21 protein-coding genes and 1 tRNA gene are annotated in these 20,574 nt (G+C 58.0%); 14 read left to right on the plus strand and 8 right to left on the minus strand.

Translation table 11 applies throughout. The features are described 5' to 3' along the window. Positions 1–34: 34 nt before the first annotated feature. On the minus strand, positions 35–1,018 hold the full coding sequence (locus tag RBB47_RS20015; protein ID WP_305987649.1) for a GlxA family transcriptional regulator: 984 nt from the start codon (positions 1,016–1,018) through the stop codon (positions 35–37). A gap of 74 nt (positions 1,019–1,092) precedes the next feature. Between RBB47_RS20015 and RBB47_RS20020 the strand changes: the two genes are divergently transcribed. Continuing rightward, positions 1,093–2,001: a glutathione S-transferase C-terminal domain-containing protein gene (locus RBB47_RS20020; protein WP_305987650.1), complete on the plus strand. Its 909-nt coding sequence runs from the start codon at positions 1,093–1,095 to the stop codon at positions 1,999–2,001. 424 nt (positions 2,002–2,425) lie between these two features. Continuing rightward, positions 2,426–3,151: a LuxR family transcriptional regulator gene (locus RBB47_RS20025; RefSeq protein ID WP_305987651.1), complete on the plus strand. Its 726-nt coding sequence runs from the start codon at positions 2,426–2,428 to the stop codon at positions 3,149–3,151. Between the two features lie 59 nt (positions 3,152–3,210). Here the strand turns inward: RBB47_RS20025 and RBB47_RS20030 are convergent, their stop codons facing one another. Next, positions 3,211–4,335, minus strand: coding sequence for a peptidoglycan-binding protein (locus tag RBB47_RS20030; protein WP_305987653.1), 1,125 nt, complete (start codon positions 4,333–4,335; stop codon positions 3,211–3,213). Between the two features lie 358 nt (positions 4,336–4,693). Beyond that, positions 4,694–4,783 (minus strand) — tRNA-Ser (locus tag RBB47_RS20035). A gap of 428 nt (positions 4,784–5,211) precedes the next feature. On the opposite strand from RBB47_RS20035, the gene RBB47_RS20040 reads away from it, so the two are divergent. The 6 genes from RBB47_RS20040 (at position 5,212) to RBB47_RS20065 (ending at position 11,081) form a co-directional block, all read left to right on the plus strand. Further along, a complete protein-coding gene (locus RBB47_RS20040; protein ID WP_305987654.1) occupies positions 5,212–5,430 on the plus strand; it encodes a hypothetical protein in 219 nt (72 codons plus the stop codon). A 146-nt stretch (positions 5,431–5,576) separates the two neighbouring features. Beyond that, entirely contained in the window at positions 5,577–6,233 is a 657-nt protein-coding gene (msrA, locus tag RBB47_RS20045; protein WP_371932820.1) for a peptide-methionine (S)-S-oxide reductase MsrA, read from the plus strand. Between the two features lie 252 nt (positions 6,234–6,485). Continuing rightward, positions 6,486–6,809, plus strand: coding sequence for a hypothetical protein (locus RBB47_RS20050; protein WP_305987656.1), 324 nt, complete (start codon positions 6,486–6,488; stop codon positions 6,807–6,809). Next, the gene (locus RBB47_RS20055) at positions 6,806–8,296 is read left to right on the plus strand and encodes a methyl-accepting chemotaxis protein (RefSeq protein ID WP_305987657.1); all 1,491 of its coding nucleotides are present in this window, start codon (positions 6,806–6,808) and stop codon (positions 8,294–8,296) included. The genes RBB47_RS20050 and RBB47_RS20055 overlap by 4 nt, the downstream gene beginning before the upstream one ends. A 191-nt stretch (positions 8,297–8,487) precedes the next feature. After that, positions 8,488–10,344 (plus strand): aminodeoxychorismate synthase component I, encoded by a 1,857-nt coding sequence (gene pabB / locus RBB47_RS20060; protein WP_305987658.1) that lies wholly within the window; start codon positions 8,488–8,490, stop codon positions 10,342–10,344. A 65-nt stretch (positions 10,345–10,409) separates the two neighbouring features. Beyond that, positions 10,410–11,081 (plus strand): DUF2161 domain-containing phosphodiesterase, encoded by a 672-nt coding sequence (locus RBB47_RS20065; RefSeq protein ID WP_305987659.1) that lies wholly within the window; start codon positions 10,410–10,412, stop codon positions 11,079–11,081. A gap of 42 nt (positions 11,082–11,123) precedes the next feature. Here RBB47_RS20065 and RBB47_RS20070 read toward each other — a convergent pair whose 3' ends face one another. Then, positions 11,124–11,771: a nucleotidyltransferase family protein gene (locus tag RBB47_RS20070; protein ID WP_305987660.1), complete on the minus strand. Its 648-nt coding sequence runs from the start codon at positions 11,769–11,771 to the stop codon at positions 11,124–11,126. Between the two features lie 182 nt (positions 11,772–11,953). On the opposite strand from RBB47_RS20070, the gene RBB47_RS20075 reads away from it, so the two are divergent. From RBB47_RS20075 to RBB47_RS20085, 3 genes are all read left to right on the plus strand, one after another. Next, positions 11,954–12,295: a hypothetical protein gene (locus RBB47_RS20075; RefSeq protein ID WP_305987661.1), complete on the plus strand. Its 342-nt coding sequence runs from the start codon at positions 11,954–11,956 to the stop codon at positions 12,293–12,295. A gap of 26 nt (positions 12,296–12,321) precedes the next feature. Beyond that, on the plus strand, positions 12,322–12,657 hold the full coding sequence (locus RBB47_RS20080) for a hypothetical protein (protein ID WP_305987662.1): 336 nt from the start codon (positions 12,322–12,324) through the stop codon (positions 12,655–12,657). Positions 12,658–12,872: 215 nt separating this feature from the next. After that, positions 12,873–13,199 (plus strand): hypothetical protein, encoded by a 327-nt coding sequence (locus RBB47_RS20085; protein ID WP_305987663.1) that lies wholly within the window; start codon positions 12,873–12,875, stop codon positions 13,197–13,199. 36 nt (positions 13,200–13,235) lie between these two features. On the opposite strand, the gene pheT is transcribed toward RBB47_RS20085, so the two are convergent. The 4 genes from pheT to RBB47_RS20105 all read right to left on the minus strand — a co-directional run bounded on the left by pheT (position 13,236) and on the right by RBB47_RS20105 (position 18,985). Then, the gene (pheT, locus tag RBB47_RS20090; protein ID WP_305987664.1) at positions 13,236–15,653 is read right to left on the minus strand and encodes a phenylalanine--tRNA ligase subunit beta; all 2,418 of its coding nucleotides are present in this window, start codon (positions 15,651–15,653) and stop codon (positions 13,236–13,238) included. A 62-nt stretch (positions 15,654–15,715) separates the two neighbouring features. After that, positions 15,716–16,369, minus strand: coding sequence for a phenylalanyl-tRNA synthetase subunit alpha (locus tag RBB47_RS20095; protein WP_305987665.1), 654 nt, complete (start codon positions 16,367–16,369; stop codon positions 15,716–15,718). A gap of 26 nt (positions 16,370–16,395) precedes the next feature. Next, positions 16,396–17,478 carry a phenylalanine--tRNA ligase subunit alpha gene (gene pheS, locus RBB47_RS20100; protein ID WP_305987666.1) on the minus strand — a complete coding sequence of 361 codons (1,083 nt, stop codon included), beginning with the start codon at positions 17,476–17,478 and terminating at the stop codon, positions 16,396–16,398. Between the two features lie 589 nt (positions 17,479–18,067). Beyond that, complete coding sequence (locus tag RBB47_RS20105; protein WP_305987667.1) at positions 18,068–18,985, minus strand: LysR substrate-binding domain-containing protein; 918 nt, start codon at positions 18,983–18,985, stop codon at positions 18,068–18,070. 136 nt (positions 18,986–19,121) lie between these two features. On the opposite strand from RBB47_RS20105, the gene RBB47_RS20110 reads away from it, so the two are divergent. The 3 genes from RBB47_RS20110 (at position 19,122) to RBB47_RS20120 (ending at position 20,452) form a co-directional block, all read left to right on the plus strand. Further along, positions 19,122–19,259, plus strand: coding sequence for a hypothetical protein (locus RBB47_RS20110; RefSeq protein WP_305987668.1), 138 nt, complete (start codon positions 19,122–19,124; stop codon positions 19,257–19,259). Between the two features lie 234 nt (positions 19,260–19,493). After that, a complete protein-coding gene (locus RBB47_RS20115) occupies positions 19,494–19,856 on the plus strand; it encodes a MerR family transcriptional regulator (RefSeq protein WP_305987669.1) in 363 nt (120 codons plus the stop codon). Continuing rightward, entirely contained in the window at positions 19,853–20,452 is a 600-nt protein-coding gene (locus RBB47_RS20120) for a short chain dehydrogenase (RefSeq protein ID WP_305987670.1), read from the plus strand. Before RBB47_RS20115 ends, RBB47_RS20120 begins: the two co-directional genes overlap by 4 nt. Positions 20,453–20,574: the final 122 nt, after the last annotated feature.

The raw sequence follows: 20,574 nt of genomic DNA on the forward strand, positions 1-20,574 counted from the left end.
CCGCAAATGACAATATACCCGTATTTTCCGCCAACTAGGCCTGACCCTGAAACTGCCGTCGGTAGTCATGAGGGGGCACGCCCAGCGCGCGAATGAATGATTTGCGCATGCGTTCATCGCTCCGGAAACCGCAGGTTTCGGCAATGCGTGTGATGGTCAGGTCTGTTTCTTCAAGATATCTGCGGGCAGCTTCAACACGCATCAACTCGACAGCTTTTGCCGGTGTGGAGCCTGTCGACAGCTGATATTGTCTGGCAAAGTTTCTGGGGCTCATTCCGACGCGGTCCGACAGCACTTCGACGCGCAAATCCTCCTGCAGATTTTGTTGCAGCCACGCGTGCAATTCATCGAAGCGGCTCGATTGGTCCGACACCTGGCTATGGAGCGTGGTGCTGAACTGATCCTGACCGCCCGGCCTGACTGCGAAGACGACGAGGTCACGTGCAAGGGCCAGCGATGCCTCCCGTCCGAGATCCTCCTGAACGAGCGCAAGTGCAAGGTCAATTCCGGCGGTCACTCCGGCCGACGTCCAGATGTGTCCGTCCCGGATGAATATTGGATTGGTATCGACACGAGCCTCAGGGTTGTCGCGCGCCAAATCACAGCAATACCGCCAATGCGTCACCGCTCTGCGGCCATCGAGAAGCCCCGCCGCACCTAACAGGAACGCGCCGGTGCAAATCGAAGCGATACGGTTTGACCGGCCGGCCAGCTCTTTCAGGGTGTTCAGAACGATCGAGCTCCGTGACGCAGCTTGCGCGCCCTTGCCACCGACCACGATGAGTGTGTCGATCGCTTCGCGCCAGTCGGCGGCGGACTGCGAACGCAGGCTGAGAGGCGTATCCGTTATAACCTCAGCCCCGTCGACGGACACCAGCGCTGTTCGGTAAGCAGGCTCTTGTACAGAATGGTCTATTGCATCGTTGAAAACCTGCAAGGGCCCGGCGAGATCCAGAAGTTTGATGCCTGGGTAGACGAGAAATACAACGGTGTGCACTTTGGCAGAAATATTGGGCATGATGTCATTTATGCCAAATTGCATATCGCTAGTCTAGCCAGTGGATTTTGACACGCAAAAGCGAGGGTCTTTGCATGGCTTACAAACTGCTGGTTGGCGAATACGCCTATTCTGATCAATCTATGCGGAGCTGGCTGGAACTGGATGCGTTCGGCATTGATTTCCACCCGGGTTACGTTCCGATGTTTTCTGACGAGTTGACCGAGACACTTGAGCGCCACGCACCTGCGGAGTCGCTTCCGATCTTGCTGATGGATGCCGACGGAAACGAAGCTCTTAGCTGGGAAAGCAGCGCAACGGCCGACATTCTAGCCGATCGCCATCCGGACGCGGGAATTTGGCCACAGCGCCCGGACGAAAGGGCGGTAGCGCGTTCCCTGGCGGCTCGAGCGAGAACCGGTTTCTCCTCACTGCAGGCGTTGCCGATGAACCTGCGCGCCCGCTACCGAGGCTTTGTGCCAAGTAAGTTCGAGCAGGAAGACGCGGACAAGGCGATCGCCCTGCTGGAATGGGCATTGGCGGGGTCTGGCGGGCCATATCTCTGCGGACGGACTTTCTGCGCTGCAGACGCGGCGTTTGCGCCCATCGTGACACGTTTCATCACCTACGGGTTCCAGCTGACCGAAACGGTGAAAGCCTATGTCGAGAACATCTATGCCCATCCGTCCTTCAGGCGATGGCATGCGTGCGCGGATGCACAGCTGCGCGTTATCGAATGCAGGCATCTCGATCTTTTCTCCGGAAGCAACAAGGACTGGCCGCGGCAACCGGTCCTGAAGGGCCGGCATTACAAAGGAGATATCAAAGATGCCATCAACGAGGCCTGTCCATACTCGGGCAGACCCGTCGACAAGAATTCACTTGCGGAAATCGATGGCTTGGTCGTGGGGTTCTGCAATCCCTTTTGTTGCCGAAGGGGAATGGCAGATGCGGAAAGCTGGCCGACGGTCATGGCCATGATGGGACGCGCTGCTGCGGCATGAAACGAGGGAAGGCTTAGCCAGGTGCAATACGCACGGCGCGAGAGCTCCGATTTGTCGGTAGAGCTGTTGGAAACGTCCGTGGAAAGCGTGCGTAGAACGGGCTTGTTGCCGGCTGCCGGGGCCCTCGGCAACAAGCCAATGTTATCCGTCTAAACAATCAGAGCCCGTATCATTCAAAAGAGCTCTAATTGAGCGCTCGCTTTGGATGGAAAAGAAGCTTCAGGAAACCTCTTGCACATCGGGCGCCCAAGCCCCTTCTTGACGCCCTCTAACCGGGATTGAACCGGCAATAAGGCTAACGGAGTCATGATCTGGACCATTGCTTGTCTGGCATCAAACGCGCGAGATATTGAACGCGGATGTTATGGATATCATTGCTGTGGCAGGCTAAAAAAGAAAGGAAAAAGGGGCCAGAAGTCGCAGTATGATGAAATTAGAGCAGTTTGCAGACCAGGTCTTGTCTGCCAGCAGTCCGCAATCAGCTTGGAATAAAACAGTCAGTTTTTTCGAAAGTTTCGGCTTCAAGGGTGCAATCTACGGCCAGCGTCAGCGGGATGTCGTGCCAACTGTCAATGATATCTGGTTCTCCGACCGTCTTGCAGACTGGAAGGCTGCTTACTTCGAGCAGAAGGATTACGAGCGCGACCCGTTGTTCATCTATGCGCCGAACCTGCCCAGCCAGTTCATGACGGGAATTCACTTCCTGCCAGACCATGCTTATTTGAATGCGGAGGACATAGCCGTCATCCGGCGCGCCCAGGAATTTGGATTGACGTCCGGGATTGCCCTTCGAATGTCGCGTGACGAGGACCCGGTCGTGAAGGGATGGCATCTCGTCAGCAGCTTCTCGCGTCCCGACATTGAGGCGATCAACACGCAGTTTGGCGCCCTGCTCCATATCTGCGCGGCGATCGCGCATCACAAGATCGGCCGCCTGGAGAACCTGTCACAGGCCAGTCTGACAACGCGAGAGCAGGAATGCCTGCTTCTGCTGGCAAAGGGCTACAGGACAGCAATGATCGCCGACCACCTGTCGATCAAAGCGGTGACCGTTGACCTGCACTTGCGCAACGCGCGCACAAAACTGGGCGCGCGCACGCGTGAACAAGCGCTTGCAAACGCGATTGCGACCGGCCTGATCCATCTTTAGCGCCAGCCAAGAGGGCTAGCTGCAGAAAAACGTCGGCCCGCGTTATACGGGCCGATACCTCAATGAAGAGGCGTCATGCCTGGGCCGTCAAGGACAAGCGGAAGCGGTTTTGAATTGTCTTTGAACTTTCCTGGAGGGTCGCCTTCGGTCCAACTCCATTTTGATGTCGTGGAGCCCTTCATGTGAAACTCTTTTGCCATACCGCGCCGCCGGAACTCATCCATCAAACGATCTTTGACAGGAATTTCGGGCCAGAGAACGCGACCGCTTGGAAACTTCACTCCAGGCAAATCAACTCCCTGGTTTGGGTTCCAATTGTAGTAGTCTTTCATCACGAACCGAAACTCGAGATCGTAGTTCTTCTTTCCCGCGACCTCGGTGATTTCGACGGTCCCCGTGCCCCAATAGGCATACCCGCCGATCGCATAAAAGTAGTTTCGCTCCTGCTCTTTCTCAAAAGACGTGGACTCCGGTTTTCTGGAGCGTATCGAGTGCTTGCCGACCGGCAACATTTCGCAGAACTTGCGCGCCTGCGTCAATTCGCGGGAATAGACACCTCTGGCAGATCCAGCGCCGTGGACAATGGCACTGACGTCCAGCTCCACAGTTCTGCCGGAGCCGCCGAAATAGTGGCGCAGATGTTTGGAGGCGAGCGGCATTTTCACCCACGATGCCAGCGCGAACGCTACCATGTAGTCGTGGAGTTCATCCATTTGCTCCTGGGTCACAGCCTTGCTGGGTGCGCCGAGAGGGCGGAAGTCGTGCTTGATTTTCAGGTCTCCGGTTCCGATCTCGTAGTGGGTCGACTTGATTGGTTTCGGTGGAATGCTCTTCGGCGGCGCCGGTTTCTTCGGTGTGGGCCAACCTGACAAGCACCGGTCAAGGGCAGCGAGCGTGTATTTCCCTGCATCTCCGTCGACACGCAACAACTGATCGGTCTGGAAGGCCCTGACCGCCTTGTCCGTTTCCTTCCCGTAGGACCCATCCGGTTTTCCCGTACCAAAGGTAATCGGCAACAGGTTTTGGTAGCCCAGGATTGAAAGAGAGGTCTGCACCAGGGCAATTCCCGGCCCCTTCATTCCTCGATTGAGGGCCGGACTGTTGAGCGCGGCAGCAAGCAATTGCGGTTCACGGTTGAATAAGGGGAATGCAAACGGCCCCGTTTCGGGTAAAAAATCGACCATAAAGCCTCCAAAAGAAACCATAAAGTTGTCAGCAGACAGCGTGACAACCTCACGGTCAAGCTACGAAAATCCATAGGAATTGCCGAAACAGGACATGATCCGGCTTGAGAAAAATCGCGGTGCGATTGACGCAGTCCGTCGCACCGCAGTGCGAACCTGGATGCCCGATCAAAGACTTGGCTTTGGAAGTATTTTTTGTCGGCACCATCCGGATGGCCAACCGGAGGACCACAGCTGCCAATCAGAAATAGCACCGCCCGGCGAACCAGGACGGCCAGGTTTTCACGTTGCCGTCGGAAGGCGGGAGCTGAGGATCATTTCTTGAAATGAGTGCGATAAAACCAGCACTTATGAGATATGGCGGACAGAGAGGGATTCGAACCCTCGATACGGTTGCCCGTATACACGCGTTCCAGGCGTGCGCCTTCAGCCACTCGGCCACCTGTCCATCCAAAGCGGGACCCGCTTGAGTGCCGCGCAATATACTCAGCCAGAGGTCAAGTGCAAGCACCCGATCACGTTTTTTTTGATGGGTTTGCGGTCTGTGGTTTTTGCTTTAGAATACCGACCTATTGAGCGGTGCTGAGCACGCTGAACATTGATTTTCATCAGCTGGCTCTCACTAAAATGTGTTGTGCATCAAATATTGTGTATACGATTTGCGCTATTACTCTAAGTCAGGTCCCTGTTTCGTCTGATCGCAGCGTCTGCATGGACTCTGGAAATCGCGGGTAATCGCGAATTTCTTAAAAAAGGCTAGAAACAAAAATGTTTAGTGTGCTGAAGTTTTTATTCCGATTGCTCGGACTGGCTCTCCTTGCCGTTGCCATTATAGCCGGAATCTCTGATGCGAGCGTTTCGATCGCGCAATCTCAAATGCGCCTGGAACCGCTCGGACAGTTCCTGTTTGAACTTTTCCCGGATACGTTCCCGATCCTCCAACCCGCCATAGAACGCCACATTCATCCGGCCCTTTGGGACCCGGTCCTGCTGACGGCGATGACCTGGCCCGTATGGGCGGTGTTTGCCCCGCTCGGCCTGATGTTTCTCTGGATGGGTGCCCGGCGCCGGCAGCATCAGCCTCAGTTCGCCTGAGAAGACCTGACGGACACGCATGCGTGAGACCTCTTGGAAAGTTCTTCCAAGTGCGCCACATTTGCGGGCAATGCTTGTGACACCGGCTTGCTTTGGCCCTTGCGGCAAAGCGAGCCGGCTTATCCAGGAGACCCCAAATGTCTTTCATGACCATGCTGACCAAAAAATTCTCCTTGCCGGGCAAAGACGAAGCTCTGCCGGGGCGCAGCGAAGCCATTTCACCGGCGGAGCCGCATTTTGTGAATGGCAGGCCACTTGAGGGCCCGTATCCTGAGGGAATGAAAACCGTGCTTGTCGGCATGGGCTGCTTCTGGGGCGCCGAGAGGCTCTTCTGGCAGTTGCCGGGCGTCCATGTCACTGCTGTCGGCTATGCAGGCGGGCACACGCCCAATCCAACCTATCACGAGACTTGCTCCGGCCGCACCGGACATACCGAGGCAGTCCTTGTTGTATACGACCCGGATACCGTGAGCCTGGAAACCGTGTTGCGCGTATTTTGGGAAAACCATGACCCAACCCAGGGCATGCGACAGGGCAACGACACTGGCACGCAATACCGGTCGGCCATTTATGTGAACTCCGCCGAAGATCTGCGTCTCGCGGAAACGACGCGCGATACCTATCAAAATGCTTTGAAACAGGGCGGTGTCTCGGCATCAATCACGACAGAAATCCGGGAGCTCGACACGTTCTATTTTGCCGAGGACTATCACCAGCAATATCTGGCAAAGAACCCGGCGGGATACTGCGGTATCGGAGGCACCGGTGTTGCCTGCCCGAGCGGCATTGGCCAGAGCGCCTAAACCCGAAAGGACGAAACATGAGCGCCGGGGCCGTTTGGCCCCGGCTTTTTGTTGAACGTCGGGCACTGACCCTAGGTCATCGTAAATAATACCGTGGATCTAAATCTTCACCCGGCGTGCGCCTAAGTCGTATCTGGAATTAGTTTGAGCAAAGAAACACTTATTTCAAAGCCCCAGCCTCGATAATTCAGGTTTTATTAAAATTACGGAGCAATCTTCTCCTTGAATGCATGTGTGCTTGGGGACGATTCGATGAACCGCTCCGCAAAGATCTTTGCGGCAGTCTATTTCCTGGGATGTTGTGTCCTGATGCTTCTCGGTTCGCTGACGCCGGGCGGCAACGGTGTCGTCGCGGTTTTTGCGAAGCCATGGGGTAAGCCCGCGCTTGAAGTCATCGCGAGTGCAGAGGGCAGGATCATCTTCGTCAGGGACGGCACATGGGTCGCCTTGACTGTCTCAAGCGACAAGCAATTTATCGACCGGCTCTATGAGGCAGGCGCCGGTTTTGTTGCCTCGTCCGCAATCGCAGCTGCCTGCGCGCGCTGGACCGGGGTTTCATTGGAGAAGTCAATATGAGCGGAATGGTTGCAGGGGTATCGGGTCTTGACTGCTTTCGGGAGCGGTTTGCCAAGATCGCGATCTACTTCACGTGGTTCAATGTTGCCCTGGTCGCGGTGACCGCCTGGTTGGTTGGTCATGTTTCCCTGGTCACAGTCGTCGGGGCCGCGCTTGTGCTTGCCACCGCGTCGACAGCCGCATGGATGAAGTTCGGTGCCGGTGTGGAAACGCGACTGGCAACTTCGATGTCGCTTGCCGGGCTTGTGGCCCTGTTTGTCGCCTCTCTGTCGACACCGGCTGGCGAGAATTCCTTTCAGCTTGACGGCCACATGTATTTCTTCGCCGTTCTGGCCATGTTGGCAAGCTGGGTGGACTGGCGCGCGCTTGTCGCTTACGCCGGTGTGGTTGCGGTTCACCATCTGGCCTTGAACTTCATCATGCCCTGGGCTGTGTTTCCGAACGGCGCCGACCTGGCCCGGGTTGTCTTTCACGCAGTCATTGTTGTCGCGGAAGTCGGAGCGCTCTGGTGGATGACGAACTCGCTGGCAAACGCCTTCATGGCGTCTGATCAGGCGCGCGAGGAAGCTGAAGAAGCACGGACCGAGGCGATCCATCTTCAGGAGGAAAATGCCCAGCACACGGAAATGGAGCGTGCGAAGCAGGTATCGATCAGCGAGCGGATCTCGGTTTTCCAGGATGAAATCGCTGCCAAGTTGAACGGTGTCGGTGCCAAGGTTCACGAGATGCGCGGTTCGGCGGTGGAACTGGGCGAAGTAGCGCAGGACACGACCGGCCGCGCAAGTTCGGTCTCCGACGCGTCGGAGACGGCTTCCTCCAATGTGCAAATGGTCGCGTCAGCCGCCGAGGAACTGTCCTCGTCAATTTCCGAGATCTCGCGTCAGGTTGAGCGCACGACCGGTATCGTCATGCAGGCGACCGAAAATGCGCAGACGAGCAACCAGAAGGTCGCAGGTCTCGCAGAGGCAGCCAATCGCATTGGCGAAGTTGTCACCTTGATCCAGGCGATTGCCGAGCAGACAAACCTGCTTGCGCTCAACGCGACCATCGAAGCAGCCCGTGCCGGTGAAGCGGGCAGGGGCTTTGCGGTCGTCGCCGCCGAGGTCAAGGAGCTCGCAACCCAGACGTCCAAGGCAACCGAGGAGATCGGCGCACAAATTTCCGCCATTCAAGCGGAAACAAAGGATGCCGTGGAATCCATCGGCGCGATCGCGGCGACGATGGACGAGGTCAACAGCTATACGGCCGCAATCGCAGCCGCCGTCGACGAGCAGGGGGCGGCGACGCAGGAGATTTCCAGAAATGTTGCGGAAGCAGCAGGTGGAACCGGCCGTGTTGCGGAAAATATCGGCGGCGTGCGCGAATCGGTGGAACGCACGAGCCAGTCCGCATCTTCCATGGCCGAAGCGACCGAAGTTCTCGATGCGGAAACATCCGACATGCGGCGTGCGATCGACACATTCCTGCGCGACGTCGCCGCAGCGTAATAACAGACAAGACGTACGAAATTGACTTGGCCGGCTGTGATTCAGCCGGCCATTTTTCTGTCTTTCCGACAGAAAACTTGACCTGATGTCGCTTGGATGTCATGAGCCGCTCTTTACGAGCCACTTGAGCCTCTGGAAACAGGGCACAATATGGTCGTAAAACCTGCCTGTATCTAAGATCGGCAAGAACCATGTCTGCAAGTGAGCTCAAGCCCGGATCTATTCTGCTTCTGGATCTTCTGAAGCAGCGATCAGCCATGCTTTTTGCAAACCCGGACGAAGTCGTTACCTGCTCGCGGCTTGAAGATGTGGCTGGGTGTCTGAACCGTCTGGAAGCCGCCCAGGCTGCCGGAAAATTCGCTGCCGGTTACTTGGCTTACGAACTCGGCTTTGCCTTTGAAGAAAAACTAAGGCGCCGATTTGAGCAAACCGGCGAGCCACTTCTCTGGCTCGGCATCTATGATGAGGCGACGGAGATTTCTCTCGATGAGGCGAGAGGGCTGCTTGAAACAGGAGCCGGTGACAAGAACGCCTCCGTTGCGCAGCCGCGTTTCGACATGGATCGCGAAACGTACGGCGATGCCTTTGATCGGGTCCGGTCCCACCTCGCCAAGGGGGACATCTATCAGGTCAACCTGACGCTCCGGGCGCGCCTGGCGCATCAAGGAGCACCTGAACACCTGTTCCTGGATCTCATGCGCCGGCAACCTGTCGAATTCGCCGCCTTTATCCGCATGGCGGACAGGTCGATCTTGTCCCTGTCTCCTGAACTGTTCCTCGAGCGGCAAGGCACATGCTTGCGTACGCGCCCGATGAAGGGAACCGCACCGCGCGGCCGGTTTGCATCGGAGGACACACGGATTGCCCGGGAGCTGGCGAGCGATCCGAAGCAGCGGTCGGAAAACACCATGATCGTTGACCTGATGCGCAACGACCTTTCGCGTATCGCCGAGACCGGCTCGGTTCGGGTAACGAAACTCTGCGACGTGGAACGGTACCGCAGCCTTCATCAGATGACCTCGACGGTGGAGGCTGAAGTTCCTCTGAACGTTGGCTTTGCAAGCGTGATCGAGCACCTGTTCCCATGCGGCTCCATCACCGGCGCTCCCAAACTGAGCGCGATGCAAATTGCCGATGATCTGGAAAGCGGGCCTCGTGGGGTCTACACCGGATCGATCGGCTATCTGGCGCCGGGTGGCGACTTCAGGCTGAATGTCGCGATCCGCACGCTTGTCCTTCGAGACGACGGAACGGGTGAGGCTGGCACCGGGTCGGGAGTCGTGTTCGACTCCGGCGCGGCACCGGAATATGACGAGTGCGTGCTCAAGCTGAAATTCATGACCGAAGAAACGCCCGACTTCGATCTGATTGAAACGATGGCGTTCGACCCGTCCGAGGGATACCTCCTGTTCGAGCGGCATTTGCAGCGTTTACAGAAATCGGCAGCCTATCTCGGGTTTCGCTGTGTACTCGAAGACGTGCGCAAACAATTGCTTGAAAAGGCGAAGGAGTTTACCGGTCCGCGCCGTGTCCGGCTTCTGCTGAATGCCGATGGCGGTGTCTCCATCACTTCCACGGACCTGACGCCGGTTGACCAGAACACTGTTTACAATCTGGTGCTTGCCAGGGAAACGACGCGCTCGAGCGATCCGTTCCTCTATCACAAGACCACGAACCGTGCGTTTTACGACGACACCCGCATGCGCTATCAGGCCGAGACCGGCTGTCAGGAAGTTCTTTTCCTGAACGAGCAGGGTTTTCTGACAGAGGGCAGCTACATGACGCTGTTTTTGAGGAAGAACGGACAGCTCCTGACGCCGGCCCTCAATCATGGAGTCCTGCCAGGCACGTTGCGCGCCGGTCTCCTGGAAACAGGACTTGCACGCGAAGCCGATCTGCAACTTGCGGATCTGGAAGACGCTGACGAGATTTTTGTCGGCAATTCGGTGCGCGGCCTGGTTCGGGGCCGCATGCTGTCGGCATCGCTTTCGGTCGAGGACCAGCCGGCTGCAGAAACAGTGGTCGCGATCACGAGACAGGTCGGCTGAGATCTGTTGATCCGCGGATGGCCGCGTCTAACCGGGCGTTAAGGGCTTGGCTCTAGGCTGACCATATGGCCCGAATTCTGGAAACCGAACTCTATGCGCCCGTAAAGGCATACCTTGTTGGTCAGGGGTATGAGGTCAAGGCAGAGGTCGGCGCTGCCGACATTGTTGCCTGCCGCGAAGAGGCGGAGCCGGTGATTGTGGAACTCAAAACCGGGTTCACCCTGAGCCTTTTTCATCAGGCCATCGCGCGACAGTCCATGACTGATGCTGTCTATGTCGCCGTTGCCCGAGGATCCGGGCGGCGGTTCCAGCAAGCGCTCAAGCACAACCTGAAGCTCGCTCGCAGGCTCGGCCTTGGCGTCATCACGGTCAGGCTTGCCGATGGTTTTGTCGAAGTCCACCTCGATCCGGCACCTTACGCACCGCGCAAGTCCAGCCGGCGCAAGGACAGATTGCTCAGGGAGTTTTCCCGCCGGGTCGGCGATCCGAACACGGGCGGGTCAACCCGCACCACCCTGGTGACAGCTTATCGCCAGGACGCGATGCGCTGCGCCGCCCATCTTCACGCCAACGGTCCATGCCGCGGCGCGGACGTGGCAAAGGCAACCGGTGTTGGCCGCGCGACCCGCATGATGGCGGACGACCACTACGGCTGGTTCGAGCGTGTTGAACGGGGCATTTACGGCCTTACGCCAAAGGGGCGGGAGTCCCTGGATGAAAAGACGGTTGGAGCTTAGTCCGGCTCGCCATTGCGAACACGATAAAAGCCTTGCCGCTTGCTACGCTTCGTTTTTCCAGGGAATTACTTCCAGCTCCGGCCACAGCGCCTTCATGCGTGCTGCCTTTTCGGCATAGGTTTCCGGGTTCATCTGCGAATAGTTGGGCACCAACCGCATCGCGAAGAGATTGGCAAGTCCGAACGGGGCGTGAACGGCCAATCGATCTTCTCTTGTGAGTCGAACCGCCACAGCGTGCGTTCTTGCGGCGTAGGTCGTCAGCGCGTCCATCGAGCAGTCCAGCGGGCGGTAAGGGCGCCCGAAGCGTTGCTCGTACCAAAGATGCACCCGTGCCTGATTGCGCACCTCCAGAAGGTCTGCAAATTCCGGCAACGCCTCGTTGACGCGCTTGATGACGTCGTCCTCAGCCTCGTAGGAAATATCCTTGCCGTCAAAGTAGATGATGTCGAAGTCCTTGATGCCGTGAAGCATTGGCCGGCCGGTGAGAACGTTCCACACAGTCTGATAGACGCCACCGGACACCAGCCAGGCATCGGGCAGGTCAAGCGCGCGTACGCTGCGCAGGATCTCCACAATGTGAGGTATGGTTGAAAGGGTCTTTGAAAGGTGTTCGCACCGCTCCTCCTCGGTGGCGCCATAGGGGTCGCCAAGCCGCGTCATAAGGCGCCCGGCTGTGGAATTTTTCGACATGAACTCAACCTGTTGCAAGAAACTGGAACCCTAGCCGATTCTGGCTCCCAAGGCACCGGCACCGTCTCTACCAGTCTCCGGGATGGTTGAAAGTGAGGCCCTATCTGCGCGCATACAAGCCGCTTGACTCAAGGGGGACAGGTGCCATCTCCTAGAGACAAATAAGTTTTTGGAAATTCCCTATGATCAAGTCATTCGTTTCAAAACACGCTTCTGCAGGCAATCTGCTTTCGGTGACGCTTGCCGCTGCCGGGTTTATGTTTCTTGCTGCCCAACCAGCCGATGCCCAGTCGGGCCGGCCGGACTCGCGCGCAATGAGCTGCGCCCAGGTTCAGTCAATGGTCAACCAGCGGGGCGCTGTTGTATTGAGCACAGGCCGCAACACCTTTGACAGATATGTCGCCAACCGCAGCTATTGTCAGCACGGCGAGGTTGCCAGAAACGATTATGTTCCGAGCAAGGACAGCAGGCGGTGCTTCGTGCGGCGCTGCGTCGATCCGCAAAGCCTGTTGTTCTTTGATTGAGGTGCCGTTCGCCAGGAGGTCTGGCCATGGTGAGTCGTTTTGACAAATCTCCTTCCCGCGCCTGGCGTGCGTTGTTGCTGTTATGCGCGCTTTCATTTCTGGCACAGGCGCAGCAGCCGGCAGCCGCGCAATCCGGCCGGCCGGATACCAGGAAACTGACCTGCTCTCAGGCGCAGGATCTGGTTAAGCAGCGCGGCAGCGTGATCATGACGACCGGGCCGACGACATTCGATACCTTCATCGCGGATGTGCGCTATTGTATGCCGCAAACCAACCAGATGCGCCCCAAGTTCGCACCGACATTGGACAATCCCAAATGCGCCGTCGGCAACAGATGTTTCAGAAGCCGAAACAATCGGTAAGCAGCATTATCTCTTGGTCAAGAATTATCGAATATGGTCGTAATGACGTTTGCGTCGGTGTATGACTTGTACGGCTCTGTGAGTGAACCGTTTCATTTCAAAACCGTTTCACAAACATGCAACAAGGATTGCCTACTTCTCGATGCCGGACCAGATTAAAACAATCAAAAACCTGTCGGGACAGGCATGGTCTTGCGATGGGCGGGATAAATAGAATGAAGCAGCTTAAGATTGCAGGGCCACTGGCGGCGGCAGGACTTTGTGCAATTTTTTTAATCGAGTTCTCGCAGCCGGCTGACGCACAAACGCGGCGCCAGCCGAATACGGTTGAATTGACCTGCCGGCAGACCCACGAGCTCATCAGCAGGTTCGGAGCGATCAATCTGAGATCCGGGCCGGTCAGGTTCGACCGCTATGTGACCAGCCGGGCCAGCTGCTTTTCCAACCAGACGCTGCGCACGACCAATGTGCCGACCAAGGACCAGCCGAAGTGCCCGGTGCAGATCTGCGTTGATCCGCGCAGAAACACCAACAACAATTGATGCAACTGCGCGGTAAGGCGTTTAAGAGCGCCTGCCTCAGCCCCTCAGGGTACCGCCGGTCGACTTCTCGACATTTGCGATAATCTTTTTGGCGACGGCGTCGATTTCCTCGTCGGTCAGCGTTTTCTGGCGCGGCTGCAGCAGCACGTCGATCGCAACGGACTTCTGGCCGTCCGGAACACCCTGACCTTGATAGATGTCGAAGAGAGTGATCTCGGCGATGAGGTTTTTCTCAGCACCGCGGGCGGCTCTCAGAATCGCTTCCGCGCTGACATCCTTGCCGACCAGGAAGGCGAAGTCGCGCCGCACTGGCATGAGATGGCTGGCATTCAAAGCACCTTTTGAGCGCCCGCCCTTGCTCTTCGGCTGCGGCAACGCATCGAGATGGATCTCGAACGCAACAAGAGGCCCTTCAAGGTCAAGGGCCGCCAGGGTCCGCGGATGAATTTCACCGAAAACCGCGAGCGTGTTTTTTGGTCCAAGCTTCAGGCAACCGGAGCGGCCCGGGTGAAACGTGTCCGGCGCGTCCCGATAGACCTGCAGCTTCTCTACCGGCGCGCCGATCGCTGCGAGGGCCGCTTCCGCATCGGCCTTGGCGTCGAAAACGTCCACGTCTGCCGACGCACCGGACCAGTGCCGGCTGGCGCCCTGCAGCTTTGCCGTGCCGCGGCGCACGCCTGCGGCAACCATCTTCTGGCCCTCCGGCGTGTCGTCCTGAAACACTTGTCCGACTTCGAACAAGGCCACATCGCCGAAACCACGGTCCGCATTGCGCTGGGCAGCCATCAGGAGACCCGGCAGCAGGCTCGGGCGCATATCAGACATCTCGTGTGAAATCGGGTTGGCCAGTTCCAGCGCGGCGCTTCCGCCGCCGAACAGTTCTGCCTGCGGCTTGGCAATGAATGACCAGGTCACGGCTTCGTTGAAGCCGCGCGCGGCCAGGGCGCGCCGTGCCTTGTTGCGGCGGATCTGGCTGGTCGTCAGCACCTTCTGGCCGACGGTACCTGTCCTCGGCAGGGGTGTCAGCGGAACGCGGTCAAGGCCGATGATGCGGACAATCTCTTCCACCAGGTCGGCTTTGCCTTCGATGTCGGGCCGCCAGCTTGGCGCGGCGACCTTGACCGTGTCACCGGAGCCGGAAATCCAGAAACCGAGCGATTTCAGCGTGAGGTTCGCTTCGGCCAGCGAGACTTCGACACCCGAGAGGCGGCGGATTTCGGAATAGGGAAAGTCGATGATGTTGCTGTTCTCCGGCACTTCGCCGGCCTGGATCGGTTCAGAGGCTTCACCGCCGCACAGATCGAGCACCATGCGGGTCGCGTATTCAAGGCCAGGCATCATGTAGTCCGGATCGACACCGCGTTCGAACCGGTAGCGCGCGTCGGTGTTGACGCCGAGTTTGCGTCCTGTCGCGGCAATGTCGTCTTCGTCCCACAGGGCGGATTCGATCAGCACGTTGACCGTCTCTTCCGTACAGCCCGAGGGTTCGCCGCCGAGGATGCCGCCGAGGCTCTCGACACCGTTGTCATCGGCAATCGCGCAGACCGTTTCGTCGATCTCGTAGGACTTGCCGTTGAGGCCCTCGATCGTTTCGCCCGTCTTGCCGCGCCGGACCACCAGGTTTCCGTGCACCTTGTCCGCGTCGAAGACGTGGAGCGGCCTGCCCTGGTCGAAGGTGATGTAGTTTGTGATGTCGACGAGGGTGTTGATCGGCCTGAGACCGATCGCCTTCAGACGATCCTGCAGCCATTTGGGCGACGGTCCGTTCTTCACGCCCTTTACGAGGCGCAGACCGAAGGCCTTGCACATCGGTTTGGTGTCGCCGAAATCGAGCGTCACGTCGACCGGGCAGGGGTAGCTGCCCCGGATCTGCTCGTGAGACCGTTCCTTCAGTTTGCCGAGACCGGCAGCCGCCAGGTCGCGGGCAATGCCGTAGACACCGGTGCAGTCCGGACGATTCGGTGTGAGACCGATCTCGATCACGGGCTCGTCGAGACCTGCCCATTCGGCAAAGCTCATCCCGACAGGCGCATCTTCGGCCAGATCGATAATGCCGTCATGCTCGTCGGAGAGTTCCAGCTCGCGCTCCGAACACATCATGCCGAAGCTTTCCACGTCCCTGATCTTGCCAACCGACAGTGTTACATCGAGGCCCGGGATATAGTCGCCCGGCTTGCCAAGCACGCCGACAAGCCCGGCGCGGGCGTTGGGCGCACCGCAGACGATCTGGACCGGGTCGCCTTCGCCCGTATCCACCTTGAGCACACGCAGCCGATCGGCGTTGGGGTGCTGTTCGGCTTCCAGAACCCTGGCAATCTTGAATGGCTTCAGCCGGTCGGCGCGGTTGGTAACCTCTTCGACTTCCAGCCCGATCATGGTAAGGCGTTCCACGATCTCTTCCAGGCTGGCATCGGTTTCCAGGTGCTCCTTGAGCCAGGAAAGTGTGAATTTCATCTGCGTTACTCTTTATCTCATGTGCGGCGCGCAAGGGCCGTGAATTCTGTCGTAGAGAGGCGTCAGTTGCCGAACCGGTTCACTTCGGGAAGCACGGTGGCGTCACCGTAGTTCTCAGCAAAGCGGCGGCCGATTTCGCCAAACTCGCCGGTCCAGCGGCGCACCATGTCCGGTGTGATCTGCGAATTGGTCGCGATCGCTTGAGCGGCCTCGGCCTCGATCCGGTCGCGCAGAATGCCGAGTTCAACCTGAGCAGCATATTCCGCCCGGTATTTGCCCAGCCATCCCATGGCAACGATGATGACCATCACCAGTAGAGCCGCCGTGCTCGTCAGCCCGGCCCACTTGGCCGTCCCGCTGATACGCTTGTCCGAAGCGATCAGCACGATCGAGGCGATCGTCAGAAAGGCGACGATGTAAATCGCCTGAAGGAAGCTCTGGTACTTTTCCGCCGAGCTTGCCTCGTGGTTGGCTCTGAGCGTCGTGATGCGGTCCCGCAGATAGAGCAGTGCGTCTGCTTCCGTCCCGAGCTTGTCGCGGAAGTACTCAGCGCAAAACCGCAACCGGCCGCGGTTTTCGATTTTTTCCGCGCAGGCTTCCATGAAGGACGTCGGTGTTGGCACGCGCTCCTCCAGGTCCGTCGTCTGGGCCGCCACCGGCAGGATGGCGCCCAGGAACAGCGCAACGACGAGGAACATGCGGGTCAGCAGTGACATGAAGTGTCGCCCCTAGTTTCGGGTGATCAGTTGGACAAGCCGCCGAACAGTGTCGGCAGATCGAGCGGACGGAAGCCGTAATGCTGGATCCAGCGCACATCCGCGTCAAAGAAGGCTCTCAGATCCGGCATGCCGTATTTCAGCATGGCGATCCGGTCGATCCCCATGCCCCAGGCAAACCCCTGATAGACATCCGGATCGAGGCCGCAGTTGCGGATCACGTTCGGGTGCACCATGCCGCAGCCCAGGATTTCGAGCCAGTCTTCACCCTGGCCGATCTTCACTTCTCCACCGGACCGATCGCACTGGATATCGACTTCCATGGACGGTTCGGTGAACGGGAAGAAGCTCGGACGAAAACGCATCTTGATGTCGTCAACCTCGAAGAACGCCTTGCAGAACTCCAGAAGGACCCACTTCAGATGTCCGAAGTGGCTTTCCTTGTCGATCACAAGGCCTTCCACCTGGTGGAACATCGGCGTGTGGGTCTGGTCGCTGTCACAACGATAGGTTCGCCCTGGAATGATGACGCGGATCGGCGGCTCCTGGTTCCGCATGGTGCGGATCTGGACCGGTGACGTGTGCGTGCGCAGAAGCAGGCGTTCACCGTCTTCCTTTTCGTTGAAGAAGAAGGTGTCGTGCATTTCGCGCGCCGGATGGCCTTCGGGAAAGTTCAGCGCCGTGAAGTTCAGCTCGTCCGTTTCAACGTCCGGGCCCTCGGCAATGGAAAAGCCCATATCAGCGAAGATAGCGGTCAGTTCGTCAATCACCTGGCTGACCGGGTGAATACGGCCGCTTTCAGCCGGTGACGGGCGCAGCGGCAGGGTGACGTCCACCGTTTCGCTGGCAAGACGCGCTTCGAGTGCGGCCTCCGCAAGGATATCCTTGCGAGCGCTGATAGCGTCGGTGATCTTGGCTTTCAGCCCGTTCAGGGCCGGGCCCATAACCTGACGTTCTTCCGGTGTCATCTTGCCGAGCGTTTTCATTTGCTCGGAAATTCTGCCCTTCTTGCCAAGGGCATGGACCCGGATGTCTTCCAGCGCGGTTTCGTTTTCCGCGTCGTCAATGGCCGTCAGAAGATCGGATTCTAAAGTATCGAGATTGGACATGCGTGCTCGGTCGTCGTTTCGCGCGCAGCGCGCGGAATTAAAGTCGGGGTCTTTTAGCGAATAATTGCGCACAATGCCACGGCCTCAAACGCATTATTGCGTGAGCCCCCGGTGAATGGAAAAGCGCCTGATTTCAAGGAAGAAAGACCTGGCGCATCAGCGCATAAATCGCCCGCAGGCCGGCCCTTGCAGTTCCCGAATGCGCACAACGTCACGTGCTGCGCGCATTTGACTTGCGGCACAGCCCTTGGATCTGCGATGTGCGATACGGTTGATCATGGGCGCTAATGTACTGAAGAGTTGCAAGATGGCAAGTGGAAAGGCGGTCCTTGTGTTTTCTTCGCCGCGCCTTAAACCCTCTTCCAACCAATCGCCTTCATCCTGAGGAAGGCCAAAGGCCTGTCTCGAAGGATGGCCACTTGCACATCGGTTTGCGATTGATCCTTCGAGACGCGCGCAAGCGCGCTCCTCAGGATGAGAACCCTAGTGTCTCGCATTTCTACTGTCTCTCCAATGGTGTTGTTCCGGATCTGCGTTGGGTGTTGCCTTACTTGTCCGGAACGACGGTTCGCAAACGGGTGGCCTTTCCTTATTCCTCCACCTCATCCGCGCCTTTCGGCCGTCCGATCGAGGATTGTAATTCTGCCTTGAGCCAGTCTCCGAAAGCCTGCTTGGCCCTGGTGCGCGGTGCGTTCCGGCCGCTGATGAGCCAGTAGCCGAAGCCGGTCGCGGGACGCTGCGGGAAAGGTGAGACGAGCTGACCGGCTTTAACGGCATAAACAGCGAGCGTTTCCCACGCGAGAAAGACACCCTGGCCGGCAATGGCGGCATCGAGGCAAAGCGACCCGTCCGAGAAGGTCGGTCCGTCCTGCAAAATACGCTCGTCCAGTCCGAACAGGTCGAGCCAGGTTTTCCAGGAAAACATTTGGCCCGGATCGTGGATGATCGGCAGCTTTCCGATGTCCGCCGGTTCGCGAATGTCTTTTGCCAGCTTCGGACTGCATACCGGAAAGACCCGCTGATTGAGCAATTTTTCGGCATTCAGGCCCGGATAGGGGCCGCGCCCGACCCGGATACAAAGATCGACATCGCTTGTATCGGGATCGACGAGATCGACAGTCGCTTCCACGCGCACCCGGATGCCCGGATTAGCCCTGTTGAAGTCTTTCAGATGCCACACCAGCCACTTGCCGGCGAAGACAGGCGCGACCGAAATGGTCAGGGCGTCTTCGCGTCCTCGCTCGGTCGTGGCAACGGCGGTGGAAAGGGACGACATTGCGGAAGAAAGGTGCGGCTGCATCGCGAGCATGTGTGCGGTCGGCAAGAGCAGGCGGTTCCGGCGCTCGAACAGTTGTACGCCCAGCTGCGCCTCCGTCTTCTGAACCTGCTGGCTCACCGCGCCGACGGTCACGCCAAGCTCGTCGGCTGCCGATTTGATCGACCCGAGCCTGGCAACCGCCTCAACGGCCCTGAGCCCGGAGAGGTGAATTCTGTTCAGATTTTTCATTTTAGTTATTCTAAATTGAAATGCAGATAAAGTCGATTTTTTATGGAGGTTAAAGGCGATATATATCCAGCATAGCTAAATTCAAACAAGGAATTTGGCCATGAAAACAAAAACAAGAATAAGGAAACTGAAAGTCATGATGAAACTGTTTATGCGCCGCCAAATGAGAGCGACATCGCTGTCCTGGTATGACCGCACCGACCCGCTGTCCCACCCGGCCATCCAGCGCATGAGCCAGCGTGAACTGGCCGACTTGCCGCTCAACAGGAGATGAGCAAAGACCAGCTGAAACGCTGATCACCCAACGACCTGACCGGCCTGACAACGGTATGGCCGGTCTGGCTTAGACTTGAAACAGAAAACGGCGCCCGGAGTTCACACCCGGCGCCGTTTCTGTTTTCAAGGGCGCTTTTCCACCTGACGAAGATTTTTTCGGCCGGTGTCAGGCTGAGCACTTGACTTGGAGTCACTCCAGCCCGGTAGGTTTGCCCTGAAGAACGGGGAAGCCATGAAGATCTCGGAAGCATCAACAAAATCCGGCCTCAGCGCTGATACGATAAGGTACTACGAGAAGTCGGGACTTGTGCCGGCGGTTGAACGCGGACCAGATGGTCTGCGCCGCTTTTCTCCTGAAAATATCGAATGGCTCACCTTGCTCTACTGGTTGCGCAAGACCGGTATGCCGATGAAGGAAATGCAGCGTTTCGCCGCCCTTTATCGCGATGGCGAGGTGACCATTGCAGACCGCAGGAAACTGTTGCTGAAACACTCAGAACGTCTGCGGCAGCGGCGGATGGATCTGGATCGGTGCAACGAGGTGCTGGCCTACAAGATCGCCGCATATTACAAAATCGAAGGAGACCTGTCATGAAGATCATTCTCGTGGGAGCCGCCGGCGACGTTGGTAAGGCAGCCTATGACGCGTTGTCGGGCCGGCATGAGATCATCACCGCCGGACGCTCGTCCGGCGATGTGAATGTCGATTTGGCGTCGCCGGAGAGCATCGGCGCCATGTATCGCGAGGTCGGGCCTGTCGATGCCGTTATTTCCGCCGCTGGAGAGGTCGAATTCGGCCTCTTAACGGACATGACGGTCGACAGGTTTCGCTTCGGCCTGGAAAACAAGGTGCTGACGCAGATCAATCTCGTTCTTGAAGGTTTGGCTGTTGTGAACCACGGCGGGTCATTCACATTGACAAGCGGTATCCTTGATCGCGATCCCGTGCGCAAGGGGGCCGGCGCGGCGACCGCAAATGGCGCCCTCGCCGGCTTTGTGAAAGCCGCAGCAATCGACATGCCGAACAGCTTGCGCATCAACGTTGTCAGCCCCGGACTTCTGGAAGTGTCGGCAGATCAGTACGGCGCCATGTTTCCAGGTCACGAGCTGGTGTCTTCAAAGCGCGTCGGCTTGGCCTACGCCAAATGCGTTGAAGGTGCGAATACGGGGCAGGTCGTGACCGTTGACTGAGCCGGGGCGCGGATGGTTCCGCGCGCCGCCTGGATTTTGACACCTCTAGGGTACGGACCCATAAATGAAGCCGATTTGGCGGCATAAATGGCGAAATCACGCAAGGAAGCGTGTGAAGAGCG

This window comes from Roseibium sp. MMSF_3544, from assembly GCF_030732845.1.
GTDB lineage: Bacteria > Pseudomonadota > Alphaproteobacteria > Rhizobiales > Stappiaceae > Roseibium.

Coding starts and splice junctions, on each gene's coding strand:
- RBB47_RS20015 (WP_305987649.1), bottom strand. CDS start 1,018: ATGCCCAATATTTCTGCCAAAGTGCACACCGTTGTATTTCTCGTCTAC.
- RBB47_RS20020 (WP_305987650.1), top strand. CDS start 1,093: ATGGCTTACAAACTGCTGGTTGGCGAATACGCCTATTCTGATCAATCT.
- RBB47_RS20025 (WP_305987651.1), top strand. CDS start 2,426: ATGATGAAATTAGAGCAGTTTGCAGACCAGGTCTTGTCTGCCAGCAGT.
- RBB47_RS20030 (WP_305987653.1), bottom strand. CDS start 4,335: ATGGTCGATTTTTTACCCGAAACGGGGCCGTTTGCATTCCCCTTATTC.
- RBB47_RS20040 (WP_305987654.1), top strand. CDS start 5,212: ATGCGCCTGGAACCGCTCGGACAGTTCCTGTTTGAACTTTTCCCGGAT.
- msrA (WP_371932820.1), top strand. CDS start 5,577: ATGACCATGCTGACCAAAAAATTCTCCTTGCCGGGCAAAGACGAAGCT.
- RBB47_RS20050 (WP_305987656.1), top strand. CDS start 6,486: ATGAACCGCTCCGCAAAGATCTTTGCGGCAGTCTATTTCCTGGGATGT.
- RBB47_RS20055 (WP_305987657.1), top strand. CDS start 6,806: ATGAGCGGAATGGTTGCAGGGGTATCGGGTCTTGACTGCTTTCGGGAG.
- pabB (WP_305987658.1), top strand. CDS start 8,488: ATGTCTGCAAGTGAGCTCAAGCCCGGATCTATTCTGCTTCTGGATCTT.
- RBB47_RS20065 (WP_305987659.1), top strand. CDS start 10,410: ATGGCCCGAATTCTGGAAACCGAACTCTATGCGCCCGTAAAGGCATAC.
- RBB47_RS20070 (WP_305987660.1), bottom strand. CDS start 11,771: ATGTCGAAAAATTCCACAGCCGGGCGCCTTATGACGCGGCTTGGCGAC.
- RBB47_RS20075 (WP_305987661.1), top strand. CDS start 11,954: ATGATCAAGTCATTCGTTTCAAAACACGCTTCTGCAGGCAATCTGCTT.
- RBB47_RS20080 (WP_305987662.1), top strand. CDS start 12,322: ATGGTGAGTCGTTTTGACAAATCTCCTTCCCGCGCCTGGCGTGCGTTG.
- RBB47_RS20085 (WP_305987663.1), top strand. CDS start 12,873: ATGAAGCAGCTTAAGATTGCAGGGCCACTGGCGGCGGCAGGACTTTGT.
- pheT (WP_305987664.1), bottom strand. CDS start 15,653: ATGAAATTCACACTTTCCTGGCTCAAGGAGCACCTGGAAACCGATGCC.
- RBB47_RS20095 (WP_305987665.1), bottom strand. CDS start 16,369: ATGTCACTGCTGACCCGCATGTTCCTCGTCGTTGCGCTGTTCCTGGGC.
- pheS (WP_305987666.1), bottom strand. CDS start 17,478: ATGTCCAATCTCGATACTTTAGAATCCGATCTTCTGACGGCCATTGAC.
- RBB47_RS20105 (WP_305987667.1), bottom strand. CDS start 18,985: ATGAAAAATCTGAACAGAATTCACCTCTCCGGGCTCAGGGCCGTTGAG.
- RBB47_RS20110 (WP_305987668.1), top strand. CDS start 19,122: ATGATGAAACTGTTTATGCGCCGCCAAATGAGAGCGACATCGCTGTCC.
- RBB47_RS20115 (WP_305987669.1), top strand. CDS start 19,494: ATGAAGATCTCGGAAGCATCAACAAAATCCGGCCTCAGCGCTGATACG.
- RBB47_RS20120 (WP_305987670.1), top strand. CDS start 19,853: ATGAAGATCATTCTCGTGGGAGCCGCCGGCGACGTTGGTAAGGCAGCC.